The organism is Azospirillum canadense (assembly GCF_025961225.1).
In the GTDB taxonomy this organism is placed as follows: domain Bacteria; phylum Pseudomonadota; class Alphaproteobacteria; order Azospirillales; family Azospirillaceae; genus Azospirillum; species Azospirillum canadense.
Genome location: NZ_JAOQNG010000001.1, coordinates 2,090,950 through 2,102,918, shown reverse-complemented (window position 1 = coordinate 2,102,918; position 11,969 = coordinate 2,090,950). Strand labels below are relative to the sequence as shown.

The window sequence follows — 11,969 nt, the reverse complement described above, 5'->3', positions numbered from 1 at the left end:
CGGCGTCAGCCCTGGTGGGTGTTGAGAATGACGAACAGCTGCCGGAAGTTCTCGTTCATGGCTTCCTGCATCTGCTTCTGCCCATCGCGCAGGTCGCTGACGTCAACCTTCAGTTGGGCGACATCCGTCTTCAACTCCTTGACGTCCATCTTCAGCTCGTTGACTTCAACGCGCAGCTGCTGCTGTCCTTCCTCAAGGCGGTCCATGCGACCTTCCAGCCGCTCCTGGCCTTCCTCAAGCCGGTCCACGGCCTTCCAGCCGATCCTGCCCTTCCCCAAGGCGCCCCATGCGGCCTTCCAGTCGCTCCTGCCCCTGGCGCAGGGCACGCAACTCCGTGTTGGTCGCGTGCGCGTAGTGCTCGACCTGGATAGCGAGGTTGGTGATGCGGTCGTGTTCGGTGCGGCCGTCCGGCATGGGAGCATCCCTGGGAAACGGTGCATACTATAGGGTGAATTCAACGGAGAGTCGAATCATCCCTGCACCCGGTCTTCGCAGCCGATGCGGAAGGCGCCCCAATGCTTGCCTTTCACATAGATCGGCGCCGCGACATCCTTCATGGAGACCACCATCCCTCCGCCCATGTCGCGGCGGTAGGTCTGGATCAGTACCGGCTGCCGGTTGCGGGCGGCGGCGAGGCCGGTCGCGTCGTCGAACATGCGGCGGTTGCGGCAGTGCGCGTTGTTCCAGTCCGGATCGTCCGGCCGCTGCGGTTCCGAATAGCGTCGGTTGTGGGTCGGCAGGTAACCGTTGCGGTCCACCGCCGCGCAGAAGGCGATCCGCCGATGCTGCGCCATCGCGCGGTCCTGGAGGTCGGCCAGCAGCCGGTCGCACAGGTCGGTGAAGGGCGCGGTGAATTGGGGCGGGTCGCTGCCCTGGACCAGCGTGTATTCGGCGGAGAACAGCGCGTCGAAACCGATCCGGCCGCGGTCGAGCGCCTCGTCGAAGAGCCCGCCGATCGCCCGGGCGGTTTCCTGGGCCAGTGCCACCAGCTCCTGGTCCGCGGCGTTCCAGCGCGCAAGCGCCGCGCTCAGCCGGGCGGCGAAGTCCGGCGGCAGCGGGTCGAAGCGGACGTGCGCGATGTCGCGCTCGGTGGCCACGATGGTTCCGGTGGCGCGCCCCAGCGCTTCGATGTCCAGGCGGATGGCATAGCCGTCGGCGCTGGCCAGCTGCACCTCGCGCACCTGACAGCCGCACATGGAGATGTTGTCGAGCCGGCTGTCGAAGGTCAGGCCGTCGACCTCCACGCGGGCGGCGACGTCCACGGCGACGCGGTCCTCCCGGCGGCGGTTGCCGAACCGCGTTCCGCGCAGGCTGGCCGTGACGCGCCGCTTGATGCCGAAAATCTGCCGCACCAGCCCGGTGGCGTTCTCCCACAGCTCGCTGGCCTTCCGGGTGGAGCGTTCGGCCGCCTGCGCCACGCGCTCGATGCTCTCGTGCACGTTCTGCATGCTTGTGGCCATCTCGTCGGCGTTGTCCGCGATGTCGCGGGTGACGATGGCCTGCTCGCCGACCGATTCTGTGATTGAGGCGATGTCCTCCGTTACCGCGGTGACGCGCCCGGCGACCGCCTCGATGGCGGTGACCGTGCGGGAGATGGAAGCCTGCATGGCCTCGATCTGGGTGCGGATGTCGCCGGTGGCACTGTTGGTCTGGTCGGCCAGCGTCTTCACCTCGTTGGCGACGACGGCGAAGCCCTTTCCGGCGTTGCCGGCGCGCGCCGCCTCGATGGAGGCGTTCAGCGCCAGCAGGCGGGTTTCCTTGGCGATCCGCTCGATCAGGGTGACGACGCTGCCGATCCGTTCCGACGCGGCGGCCAGCGTCTGGGCGGAGGCCTGCGCCTCCTGCGAGCGCCCGGCGGCGCTGCGGGAGCTATCCGTGGCGTGCTCCACCTTCGCGGTGATTTCGCTGAAGGACTCCGAGAGGCCGCGCGCGGCGAGCGCGATCAGGCGCGCGTTCATGTTCGTCTGCTCGGAGGCGTCGGTGACGTGTTCGCCCTCCCTCGCCACCTTGTTGGCCGCCCCCAGCACCTCGTCGGCGGCACCCTCCATGCTGGCGGCGTTGTGGCGCACGAGGTCGAAGGCCTCGCCCAGCTCGCGTTCGAAGCCCTCTGCGAACTCCTCCATCTCGGCAGACATGTCGGAGCTGGTGGCGGCGTGGTGGTAGACGGACAGCGCCAGCTCCGCCTCCATCAGCACCGCGCGGATCAGCGCCCCCACCTCGGCCGCCGCCCGGTCCCGGTCGAAGCGGTGGCTGCGGATCACGTGGGCGGCCATGCGCTCCAGCAGCATGGAATAGCCGGCCATGTAGAATTTCGGCTCCAGCCCGGCCTTCTGATGGGCTTGGCCCAGCCTGCGCACGCGCTCCAGGTAGTCGGCGTCGAAGTTGGCGGCGAAGAATGCGTCCCATTGCGCCCGGTGGGCGCGGTGGATCGACGCGGTGCGGTCCGGATCGGACAGCAGGGCGGCGACGTCCGGCTGCTTCGCCATGAAGGCGTAAAAGGCGTCGATGGTGGTGTCGAGAACGGGGCCGAGCGCGGGGCCCAGCGTCCGCAGCATCGCCTCCGTCCGCGCGTCGATGCGCCAGAGGTCGCGATCCAAACTCTCCCGATCCGAGCCCGCCGTCCGGGACGGCACGGAGGGCGAAACGGCTGAGGTGGCGTGCATCAGGCGTCCTTTTCGGCGATCGGCCGTGCTTGGTTATCTCTCCTTAATGGTAATACAACCTACGAACATTTTTATCCCGATGTCAGATGAGTTGTTTCTGCACCAAAGCGAGCGACCAAGTGCCGCATCGGCGCGGCCTTCGCATCCCGGCACCAGCGCTCAGGCCGCGCGGAGCACCGGCGCGCGTTCGGAACAGCCCAGGGCCGGCGCGAGGAGGGCAGCCACGCCGCTGCGTTTCAGGATGCGCCGTACCCGGGGCGTGTGGTTCTCGAATCCGACCCTGCCGCCCCGGTCCGCGATCAAGGTCTGCAAAGTCAGTAGCAAGCCGATTCCGCAGGAATCCACGAAATCGACGCCGGACAGGTCGATGCGCAGACACCGGTGCTGCGAGTCCGCGAGGTCGCGGACCATGGGGCGAAGCCGGGGCAGGGTGGCGTAGTCGATGCGCCCGTGGAGGGCGACGTGCAGGCAGCGCGCGTCCGACCGGGTGATGACCGTACGAAACGGCACCACGCGCGGAGCGGCGGAACGTCCTGCGGCGGAGCCTTGCGATGCCGGATGCATCGGCCGGTGTCCTTCTGCGACCTTGGGCGACGGCCGTATGCCGCCGTGTGAGAGGGCCGGACAGGATCACGGAAAGGCGAACGGTATCGTGGCGGATCGATTTCAGATTCATGAATCCGGACACCGTGCGCTTTCTTGACAGGTGGGCCGCCGGGGCGACACTGTGCGTGCGTACGGCTGGGGTGCCCGCGATGCGGCGGGCTGAGACAACACCCATCGAACCTGATCTGGGTCATGCCAGCGAAGGGAGCCGACCGTTCGAGGGCACGCCCCCAAGGCTCCCATCCTCGCGCGGCGCTCCCCGCCGGCCATGAGGAGACGACCATGCGGCGGATTCTGCCTTTGCTGTTCTGTGTGCCCCTTCTCTGCGCGGCGTCCGGGGCCGCGCGGGCGGAGTCCGTTTCGGTGCCGGTCCTGGTCCCGCTGACCGGCTTCCTGTCGCTGGAGGGCACCAGCCAGCGCAACGGGGCGCTGCTGGCGCTGAAGAATCCGCCGGCCGGCATCACCGCCGACGCACCCGTGATCGACACCGGTACTTCCCCGGAAGCGGCGGTGACGGCGTTGGAGCGGGCGGCCGGCGGTCCGGTGACCGCGGTGGTCGCCAGCATGCTGGGCACGCAGATGCTGGCGATGCTGCCGCTGGCGGCGGAGTACAAGCTGCCGCTCGTCACCGTGTCGGGCACCGCCAGCATCACGGAGCAGAGCAACCCCTGGGTCTTCCGCTTCTTCCCCGGCGACGCCGTGACCAAGGAGGCGCACGCCCGCTACGTCGTCGAGGAACTGGGCAAGAAGCGCCCGGCGCTGATCTACCAGACCACGGCCTACGGACAGAGCGGCAAGGCGCACCTGGAGACGGCCTTCAAGCGGCTGGGGGCCGAGCTGGTGTTCGAGGAAGGCGTGGACCCCGCCGCGAAGGACCTTCTGCCGGTCTTGACCAAGGCGCTGGCCGCCAAGCCGGACGTGCTGGTCCTGCACCTGCATTCCGCCCCCACGGCGCTGTTTGTCCGTCAGGCGGCGGCCAGCGGCATTCCGGTCCCGATCGTCGCCGGTTCCGCCATGCACCAGCCGAGCACCGCAGCCCTTCTGGAACCCGCCGAACTGAAGGGCGTCTGCGCGGAGACCGCGGCCTCGCCCATCTCTGGCGGCAGCCCGGAGGTGGAAGCCTTCACCGCCGCCTACCGCGCCGCCTTCAACGCGGAGCCCGACGCCTTCGCGCTCGGCCAGTATGACGGCACGCGCATGGTGCTGGACGCGGTCAAAGCCGGCGCCCGCTCGGCCGAGGATGTGCGCAAGGCCCTGTCCACCGGCACCCACCAGGGGCTCGCCATGACCTACACGTCGGACGGCAAGGGCAACATGGCCCATTCGGCGGTGATCGTCTGCTACGACGGCGCGTCGCGCGTGCCGGCCATTGTGAAGCGCTACGACAACATCACTGGCGTGGTTAAGTGAGGAGAGCGGGCGATTGACCACCCTGCAGCTCCTCGTCAACGGGCTGGCGCTGGGCGCCGCCTACGCGCTGGTGGCGCTGGGGTTCGTGCTGGTGCTGAACGCGACCTCCGCGGTGAATTTCGCGCAGGGTGACCTCGTCACGGCCGGCGGGCTGCTGGCGGTCGCGCTGGCTCCGCTGATCCCGTTGCCCGGGATCGCGCTGCTGCCGGTGGTGCTGGTGATCATGGCGGCGCTCGGTCTCCTGCTGGCGCTGGCGGCCTATCTGCCGCTGCGGCGGAGCCCGCCGGTGGCGGTCTTCATCAGCACCATTGCCGTGGGCATCATCCTGCAGAACGGAGCCTCCGTCCTGTTCGGGCCGGAGCCGCGCGCGGCCCCGCCGCTGCTGTCCGGAGGGACGGTCGATCTCGGCGGGCTGGTGGTGGCGGAGCAGTCGCTGGCCATCATCGCGGTCGCCGGCCTGCTGATCGCCGGGCAGCAATGGCTGTTCGCGCGGACGCAGGTCGGCCGGCGGCTGCGCGCCACCGCGCAGGATCCGGAGATGGCGCGGGCCTGCGGCGTGCCGGTCACGGCGATGATCCTGGTCACCTTTGCGCTCGGCACCGCCTACGCCGGGGCGGCGGGGCTGCTGCTCGCCAACCGCTATTTCGTCACGCCGACGGCGGGCGGTGACCTGATCCTGAAGGCCTACATCGCAGTGACCATCGGCGGCTGGGGATCGGTCCCTGGTGCTGTGGTCGGCGCGCTTCTGATTGCGCTGTTCGAGGTGGGGGTGTCGTCGGTGCTGTCCTACCCCGTGGCGCTGGGGCTGCTCTACGCCGCGCTGCTGGTCATCCTGCTGGCCCGGCCGCAAGGGCTGTTCGGGGAGGCGGCGCGGCGCCGTGCGTAGAGTGCTGAAACCGACCCCCACCCTTACCCTCCCCCGCTGGGCGGGGGAGGGAATCGGATTTGCGGTGCTGGGGGCGTACGCGTTGCTGTACGCGTCACCCTATGGCTTGCGCGTGCTGACGGTGGCGGGGGTGTACGCGCTGGCGGCCATCGGGTTCCAGATCGTGTTCGGGCTGGGTGGCGCCCTGTCGCTCGCCCACGGGGCGTTCTTCGGGGTTGGGGCCTACGCCACGGGCATCCTGGGCAGCCAACTGGGTTGGACCTTCGCGGCGACCTTCCCGCTGTCCATCCTGGTGCCGTTCCTACTGGCGCTGCTGGTCGGCCTGCCGGTGCTGCGGTTGGAGTCCCATTACTTCGCGTTGGCGACGCTGGGCATCGCACAGGTCGTCCTGCTGCTGGCGGTTAACTGCCCCGGCCTGACCGGGGGCGCCAACGGGTTGCCGGGCGTGCCGGGGATCGTGCTGTTCGGCTGGGCGGTGCCGCGCGGGTTGCCGCTCGCGGCTGTGGTCTGGGGCTTCGTCGCCCTGGGCGGAGCGCTGGCCTGGAGCCTGGCGCGCGGGCGCTGGGGCCGGGCGCTGACGCTGGTGCGGGACGACCCGCTGGCGGCGGGCGCGCTGGGGCTCGACGTCGGGCGGCTGCGGCTGGGGGCCTTCGCGCTCAGCGCGGTCTACGCTGGGGCGGCCGGCGCGCTGTCCGTGCACACGCAGCGCGTGGTCTCGCCGGAGGTGCTGGAGTTCCCGGTCATGGTCTCCATCCTGGCGATCGCCGTGGTCGGCGGTCGGGGGCGCGTCGCCGGGGCGGTGCTGGGCGCCGTGCTGCTCGTCCACCTGCCAGAGTGGTTCCGCTTCCTGGAGCGCAGCTACCTGATCGTCTACGGCGTGGCGCTGTTGGCAACCATCGTTTTGCTGCCGGAAGGATTGACCGGCCTGCTGGACCGGCTGTTTCCGCCGCGCAGGCGGGCGCTTCCGGCGGCGGTGGCGCCCTCCGCGGCGGCATCTGTAGAAGGCGCCGTTCTGCGGGTCGAGGGGTTGAGGAAGGCCTTCGGTGGCGTGCGGGCGGTCGACGGCGTCGCGCTGACGCTGGAAGCGGGATCCATCACCGGGCTGATCGGCCCCAACGGGTCCGGCAAGACGACGGTCATCAACCTGATTTCCGGCCTGGAGCGGCCGGACGCCGGCCGCGTCGTCGTGGCTGGGCAAGACCTTGCCGGAAAGCGGCCCGACCGCATCGCGCGGGCTGGGATCGCGCGCACCTTCCAGGCGGTCAGCCTGCCCGAGGGGGCCACCGTGCTGGAGGCGGTCGCCGCCGCCCGGCTGGAGCGGGACCGCAGCGTCGCTGAGGCGGAGGCCCACGCGCTCTGGGCGCTGGAGCGGCTGGGCGCGGCGGACCTCGCGCAGCGGCCCTGCGCCGACCTGCCCGCGGCGTTGCGCCGGCGTGTCGAACTGGCCCGCGCGCTCGCCCGCCAGCCCGCGGTGCTGCTGCTCGATGAGCCGGCCGCGGGGCTGACCGATGCGGAGAAGGCCGACCTCGCCGGGCACCTGCGCGCCATCGCCGCCGCGGGCACGGCGCTGCTGGTGGTGGAGCACGACATGGGCTTCCTTCTGCCGCTGGCTGGCCATGTGCTGTGCCTGGACCAGGGGCGCACCCTCTACGACGGCCCGCCCGCGGGCGTCCGCGGCGACGCGGCCGTGGTTGCCGCCTATCTGGGGGAGGACGCGCCGTGACCGTTCCGGAGCCGGAACCGCTGTTGCGGATCGAGGGTTTGACCGCCGGCTATGGCGGCGCCGTGGCGGTGAACAACCTGTCCCTGTCGCTCGCCGCGGGGGAGGCGGTGGCCCTGCTGGGAGCGAACGGGGCGGGCAAGTCGACTCTGCTGAAGGCGATCCTCGGTCTCGTCCCGCTGCGCGGCGGCGGGCTGTGGCTGGACGGGGAGGCGATCACGACCCTTGCCCCGGAAAAGCGCGTCCGCCGCGGCCTCGGCTATGTGCCGGAGGGCCGGCGCGTATTCCCTGGCATGAGCGTGCGCGACAACCTGGAGGTCGCGAGCCCGCTGGGCCGCGCCGCCCGCGCCGACGACTTGGAGCGGGTGTTCGCGCTGTTCCCCGATCTTGCCGGCAAGGCGGCGGAGCGGGCGTGGCGGCTGTCCGGCGGACAGCAGCAGATGCTGGCGGTCGGGCGCGCGCTGATGGGGCGGCCGCGCCTTCTCCTGCTGGACGAGCCCTCGCTCGGCCTCTCGCCGAAGCTGGCGGGCGAGGTGTTCGGCGCCGTGCGGTCCATCGCCGCCGCCGGCACGACGGTTCTGGTCGCCGAGCAGAGCGCCGCCCGAGCGCTGGCCGCCACCGGGCGCGCGGTGCTGATGCGGCTGGGGCGCATCGTCCACGACGGACCGGCCGACAAGCTGCCGGAGGACGCCCTGCGCGAGGCCTTTCTGGGTGGGTAATGGGCGGGCGTTCGGGCGGTTGCTCCGGGGTGGGTGAACTTTCTGGAGACGCGTTCCTCTTCCGCTTGCCGATCCGGGCGTGCAGGGCTAGCTTCCGGCGGTGATTCGCCCCCCTGCAGGCCCCCAAGGATAGTTTTTACCATGACCGACACGTCCGCCGCCGTCGCGCTTTCCGCCCTTCTGCTGCTGGGGGCGACCGCCGCCCACGCCGCCGGGCCGCAGGTGGCGGAGCTGGTGCCGGTCGATCCGCCGGTCATGTACTACCCGCTTCCGTCCAACCAAGCGCCCGCGGCGCCCGCTCCCGCAGCGCCGGCGGTCCCGGCTGCCCCCGCTGCACAGTCCACGCCGGCCGGGCAGGCGCCCGCACCCGGCACCGCGCCGACCAAGTCCGGCCCGTCGGTGCTGGAGGACGGCTGGGAGGGCGGGCCGGCCAAGGACAAGGACGGCAAGTTCGCCTATTGCGCGATCGAGGGCCGCTTCGACACCGGCCACACGCTGATGGTTGCGCGCAACCCGAAGGGCGAGGTGAACCTGGGCATCGGGATCCCGGGCGCCGAGTTGCCGGGCGGGCAGCAGTGGAAGGTGAAGGTCTCCGTTGACGGCAAGCTGACGCGCGAGCGCATCGCCGTGGCGCCGAAGCCGGACATGCTGGTCGTCCCCAACGGCAAGGACGACGAGCTGTACAGCGCGATGATGAGCGGCAAGGAGCTGGTCTTCTCCTCCGACAGCGACCGCATCGTGTTCCAGCTGAAGGGCACCAAGAAGATCCTCGGCGACCTGAAGACCTGCGTGGACAAGTCGGGCGACGTGCCGCCGATGTCCACCGCGTCCAACACCGGCAAGGACGGCAAGCCGAAGGGCCCGGCGCTCCCGGCCGGGCTATCCGACCTGCTGAGGGCCGCCGGCGTGCGCGACGCGCAGGCGGTCGCGCTCGACAACATCCCGAAGGACGAACGCCCGGCCGACCTCGCCTGGCGCATCGGCCCGATCATGGGCGGCATCAAGGAGCGGGTGGTCGGCGACGACGCCAAGCTGGCCGACCTGACGGAGGCCTATGTGGAGGCGATGAAGAAGCGCTGCGACGGCACCCACGCCGCCACGCTGAATCCCGCGGAGGAGTTCCCCGGCCTGTCGCTGCGCACCGGCGCCATGGACTGCACGCTGAAGGAGGGCAACCTCCACGTTTCGCTGACCTTCTTCCTGTCGTCGGCGCACCTGTTCACCGTGCTGTTCCACGAGTCCGCCGATGCGGACAAGGCGCTGGCCGACAAGGTCCGCGACAACCTCGCGGAGGTGCTGCGCAAGATCGCCACCGCCCCGGCGCCCGCCGCGCAGGCGGGAGCCCCGGCCGCTCCCCAGGCGGCCGCGCCGGAGAAGGCCAAGCCGTAATAAGGGCTAGCGCATTACCCGCGCGGGCGGAGCGAAATCCGTCCGTCGCGGTTATGCAAGGCATGCCCGACGACGTCACCGGAATCCGTGGGGCGGCGAGCGACGCCGCCAGCATCCTGACCAGCGAGCGATCGACCGCGACGCTGACCCGGCAGAGCCTGCGCAACAGCACGCTCGCCGTCCTTCTGCTGGCCGCCGCGATCGGCGGCGTGATCGGGTTTGCGGTGGCCCTGCTGCACGAGGCGGTGGCCTGGGCGCAGGCGACGGCCTTCGATTTGCCGGACGGGATGAACCTGGGCCAGGCGGTGGCGGGCGATCCCTGGCGCATCGCGCTGGTGCCCGCGGTTGGCGGGCTGGCGCTTGGCCTGCTGGTCAAGCTGGTGCGGCGCTGGCGGCCCAACGAGATCGTCGACCCGGTCGAGGCGAACGCGCTGTACGGCGGCAAGATGTCGCTGATCGACAGCCTGCGCCTGACCCTGTCCACCATGCTGTCGAACGGCTCCGGCGCGTCGGTCGGGATGGAGGCGGCCTACACCCAGGCTGGCTCCGGCCTCGCCTCGGTGGTGGGGCAGAGGCTTCGCCTGCGCCGTGCCGACCTGCGCACGCTCGTCGGCTGTGGTGCTGCGGCGGCGATTGCGGCGGCCTACGACGCCCCGCTCGCCGGCGCCTTCTACGCGTTCGAGCTGGTGCTCGGCGGTTACACCATCGCGACGCTGGCCCCGGTCGGGGCGGCGGCGGTGACTGCCGTGGCGGTGGCGAACGGGCTGACCGACGCGGACATGCCGCTGCAATTCGTCCGCCCCGTTGCGGTCGAGGGCTTGGATTACGTGGGCTGCGGCGTGCTGGGCTTTCTTGCGGGGTGGGTCAGCATCCTCGCCATGCAGGCGGTCACGGTGGCGGAACGCGGATTCCGCGCCCTGCCGGTTCCCGTGTGGGCGCGCCCGGCGCTGGGCGGCCTCTGCCTCGGCGCGCTGGCGCTGGCCGTGCCGCAGGTGCTGGGCGCCGGCCCCGGCGCGGACCCGGCGCACGTCACCGACGGGCTGCAGGCAATGGCCATCCTGCTCCTCGCCAAGATCGTGGCGTCGGCCCTGTCGCTGGGCTCCGGCTTCCGCGGCGGGCTGTTCAGCGCGTCGCTCCTGCTGGGCGGGCTGTTCGGCGGCGTTCTCTATGGCGCCGTCGACGCGTACGTCCCGGGGCTCGGCATCGACCGGATGCTGCTGGTGCTGGTCGGCATGGGGTCGGTCGCCGCCGGCATCGTCGGCGCGCCGGTCACCATGGTGCTTCTGGTTCTGGAGGCGACGCAGGACTTCTGGGCGGCGTCGGGCGTCATGATCGGGGTGGTCGTCTCCACCACCGTCGTGCGGCAGGCCTTCGGCTATTCCTTCGCGACCTGGCGCTTCCACCTGCGCGGCGTGCCGATCCGCGGCGCCTACGACATCGGCTGGGTGGCGGAGCTGACCGCCCTGCGGCTGATGCGCGCCGATGCCAAGACCGTGCTGACCACCCAAACCGTGGACGCGTTGCGCCGGCTCTACCCCGTGGGCTCGGCCAAGCAGGTCTTCGCGGTGGAGCCGAGCGGCGCCTATGCCGGGGTGATCGACATGGACGCGGTGCACGACCCCTCCCTCGGCGAGGAAGCGGCACACCAGCCGGTCGGCGAGTTGGCCCGGCACCCGGAGGCCTTCGTGCTGCCCGGCGACGACGTGCGCCGCGTGCTCCAGCGTTTTCACGCCTGCGAGGTGGAGGCGTTGCCGGTGCTGACCGCGCGCACCGACCGCCGCATCGCCGGATACATCACCGAGGCCTATGCGCTCCGCCGCTACAGCCAGGAGCTGGAGCGCCAGCGCGGCGAGGAGCTGGGCGAGCGGAGCCTCTACGGGCGTGATTGATGCGGCGGGCGAACCGGCCGGTTAAAGCGGATTGCGATCCGCTTTGGACCGCGACCGTGGTCCCGGCCGCCAGCTTTCTGTTCAGAGATTGGCGGCCGAAGCTTGGCCTCTCGCGGGAACGAAGTTCCCGCTGGCGGCAGGCGGATGCCAAAGGCATCCGCTGAGAGCCGGCGGATGAGGACGTGTGAATCTAAAGCGAACCGAAGTTCGCTTTAATGTGCGGGAACCCCGAACGCCGTCCACTGGACCTTGGCGCTGTAGACACTGGTGTCGCACCAAGTGCCAAAGCGGAGGGTGAAGCCGTCCTTGGTGACGTCATAGACGTCGGTCTTCAGCCGCCAGTTGGTCGCATTGGCCACGTCGACTGTGGTGAGGGCGGCGGTGACGACGGGCACGGCCGCGTAGGGCTTCGGGAACCGGATGGCGTAGATGGCCTCGCGCGCCGCGCCGCAGCCCTTGGCCTCCCACATGATGTCCCAGATCCCCGTCCCGTCCCGGTACACGCCCCCGGCGATTCCGGTCTGGACGTGCAGGGCGGGGGCCGGCACCGGATGCGACGTCTCGGCCGCGGCCGGCCCGGCCAGGGCGCCGGAAAGGGCAACAAGGGCTCCCAGAACAACAGTCCGCATGTTTCACCCTCCCATCGACGACGTGACGGTCCCATGGTGAGCGAATCGCGCGTTCCCT

General features: G+C 70.7%; 11 protein-coding genes and 1 riboswitch. Of the genes, 6 read left to right on the top strand and 5 right to left on the bottom strand.

The annotated features are described in order from the left end of the window. Nucleotides 1-5: 5 nt before the first annotated feature. The 4 genes from M2351_RS09970 to M2351_RS09955 all read right to left on the bottom strand — a co-directional run bounded on the left by M2351_RS09970 (nucleotide 6) and on the right by M2351_RS09955 (nucleotide 3,227). Nucleotides 6-206: a hypothetical protein gene (locus M2351_RS09970; RefSeq protein WP_264655943.1), complete on the bottom strand. Its 201-nt coding sequence runs from the start codon at nucleotides 204-206 to the stop codon at nucleotides 6-8. A 28-nt stretch (nucleotides 207-234) separates the two neighbouring features. Continuing rightward, nucleotides 235-414 (bottom strand): hypothetical protein, encoded by a 180-nt coding sequence (locus M2351_RS09965; protein WP_264655942.1) that lies wholly within the window; start codon nucleotides 412-414, stop codon nucleotides 235-237. 56 nt (nucleotides 415-470) lie between these two features. Next, the gene (locus M2351_RS09960; protein WP_264655941.1) at nucleotides 471-2,663 is read right to left on the bottom strand and encodes a methyl-accepting chemotaxis protein; all 2,193 of its coding nucleotides are present in this window, start codon (nucleotides 2,661-2,663) and stop codon (nucleotides 471-473) included. A 159-nt stretch (nucleotides 2,664-2,822) separates the two neighbouring features. Next, nucleotides 2,823-3,227: an STAS domain-containing protein gene (locus tag M2351_RS09955; RefSeq protein ID WP_264655940.1), complete on the bottom strand. Its 405-nt coding sequence runs from the start codon at nucleotides 3,225-3,227 to the stop codon at nucleotides 2,823-2,825. 168 nt (nucleotides 3,228-3,395) lie between these two features. Continuing rightward, nucleotides 3,396-3,493: riboswitch (TPP riboswitch) on the top strand. Between the two features lie 58 nt (nucleotides 3,494-3,551). Between M2351_RS09955 and M2351_RS09950 the strand changes: the two genes are divergently transcribed. The 6 genes from M2351_RS09950 to M2351_RS09925 all read left to right on the top strand — a co-directional run bounded on the left by M2351_RS09950 (nucleotide 3,552) and on the right by M2351_RS09925 (nucleotide 11,282). Next, a complete protein-coding gene (locus tag M2351_RS09950) occupies nucleotides 3,552-4,679 on the top strand; it encodes an ABC transporter substrate-binding protein (protein ID WP_264655939.1) in 1,128 nt (375 codons plus the stop codon). Between the two features lie 13 nt (nucleotides 4,680-4,692). After that, nucleotides 4,693-5,565 carry a branched-chain amino acid ABC transporter permease gene (locus tag M2351_RS09945; RefSeq protein WP_264655938.1) on the top strand — a complete coding sequence of 291 codons (873 nt, stop codon included), beginning with the start codon at nucleotides 4,693-4,695 and terminating at the stop codon, nucleotides 5,563-5,565. A 64-nt stretch (nucleotides 5,566-5,629) separates the two neighbouring features. Then, nucleotides 5,630-7,288 carry a branched-chain amino acid ABC transporter ATP-binding protein/permease gene (locus M2351_RS09940; protein WP_264655937.1) on the top strand — a complete coding sequence of 553 codons (1,659 nt, stop codon included), beginning with the start codon at nucleotides 5,630-5,632 and terminating at the stop codon, nucleotides 7,286-7,288. Next, nucleotides 7,285-8,004, top strand: a complete 720-nt coding sequence (locus M2351_RS09935) for an ABC transporter ATP-binding protein (RefSeq protein WP_264655936.1) — start codon at nucleotides 7,285-7,287, stop codon at nucleotides 8,002-8,004. The genes M2351_RS09940 and M2351_RS09935 overlap by 4 nt, the downstream gene beginning before the upstream one ends. A gap of 141 nt (nucleotides 8,005-8,145) precedes the next feature. Continuing rightward, on the top strand, nucleotides 8,146-9,393 hold the full coding sequence (locus tag M2351_RS09930; RefSeq protein WP_264655935.1) for a hypothetical protein: 1,248 nt from the start codon (nucleotides 8,146-8,148) through the stop codon (nucleotides 9,391-9,393). A 62-nt stretch (nucleotides 9,394-9,455) separates the two neighbouring features. Further along, entirely contained in the window at nucleotides 9,456-11,282 is a 1,827-nt protein-coding gene (locus M2351_RS09925; protein WP_264655934.1) for a chloride channel protein, read from the top strand. 212 nt (nucleotides 11,283-11,494) lie between these two features. Here the strand turns inward: M2351_RS09925 and M2351_RS09920 are convergent, their stop codons facing one another. After that, the gene (locus M2351_RS09920) at nucleotides 11,495-11,911 is read right to left on the bottom strand and encodes an H-type lectin domain-containing protein (protein ID WP_264655933.1); all 417 of its coding nucleotides are present in this window, start codon (nucleotides 11,909-11,911) and stop codon (nucleotides 11,495-11,497) included. Nucleotides 11,912-11,969 lie beyond the last annotated feature (58 nt).

Bases quoted from the DNA above. Each gene is read 5' to 3' on its own strand.
- M2351_RS09960 (WP_264655941.1), bottom strand. From the start codon at position 2,663: ATGCACGCCACCTCAGCCGTTTCGCCCTCCGTGCCGTCCCGGACGGCG.
- M2351_RS09920 (WP_264655933.1), bottom strand. From the start codon at position 11,911: ATGCGGACTGTTGTTCTGGGAGCCCTTGTTGCCCTTTCCGGCGCCCTG.
- M2351_RS09950 (WP_264655939.1), top strand. From the start codon at position 3,552: ATGCGGCGGATTCTGCCTTTGCTGTTCTGTGTGCCCCTTCTCTGCGCG.
- M2351_RS09955 (WP_264655940.1), bottom strand. From the start codon at position 3,227: ATGCATCCGGCATCGCAAGGCTCCGCCGCAGGACGTTCCGCCGCTCCG.
- M2351_RS09925 (WP_264655934.1), top strand. From the start codon at position 9,456: ATGCCCGACGACGTCACCGGAATCCGTGGGGCGGCGAGCGACGCCGCC.
- M2351_RS09970 (WP_264655943.1), bottom strand. From the start codon at position 206: ATGGACCGCCTTGAGGAAGGACAGCAGCAGCTGCGCGTTGAAGTCAAC.
- M2351_RS09965 (WP_264655942.1), bottom strand. From the start codon at position 414: ATGCCGGACGGCCGCACCGAACACGACCGCATCACCAACCTCGCTATC.
- M2351_RS09930 (WP_264655935.1), top strand. From the start codon at position 8,146: ATGACCGACACGTCCGCCGCCGTCGCGCTTTCCGCCCTTCTGCTGCTG.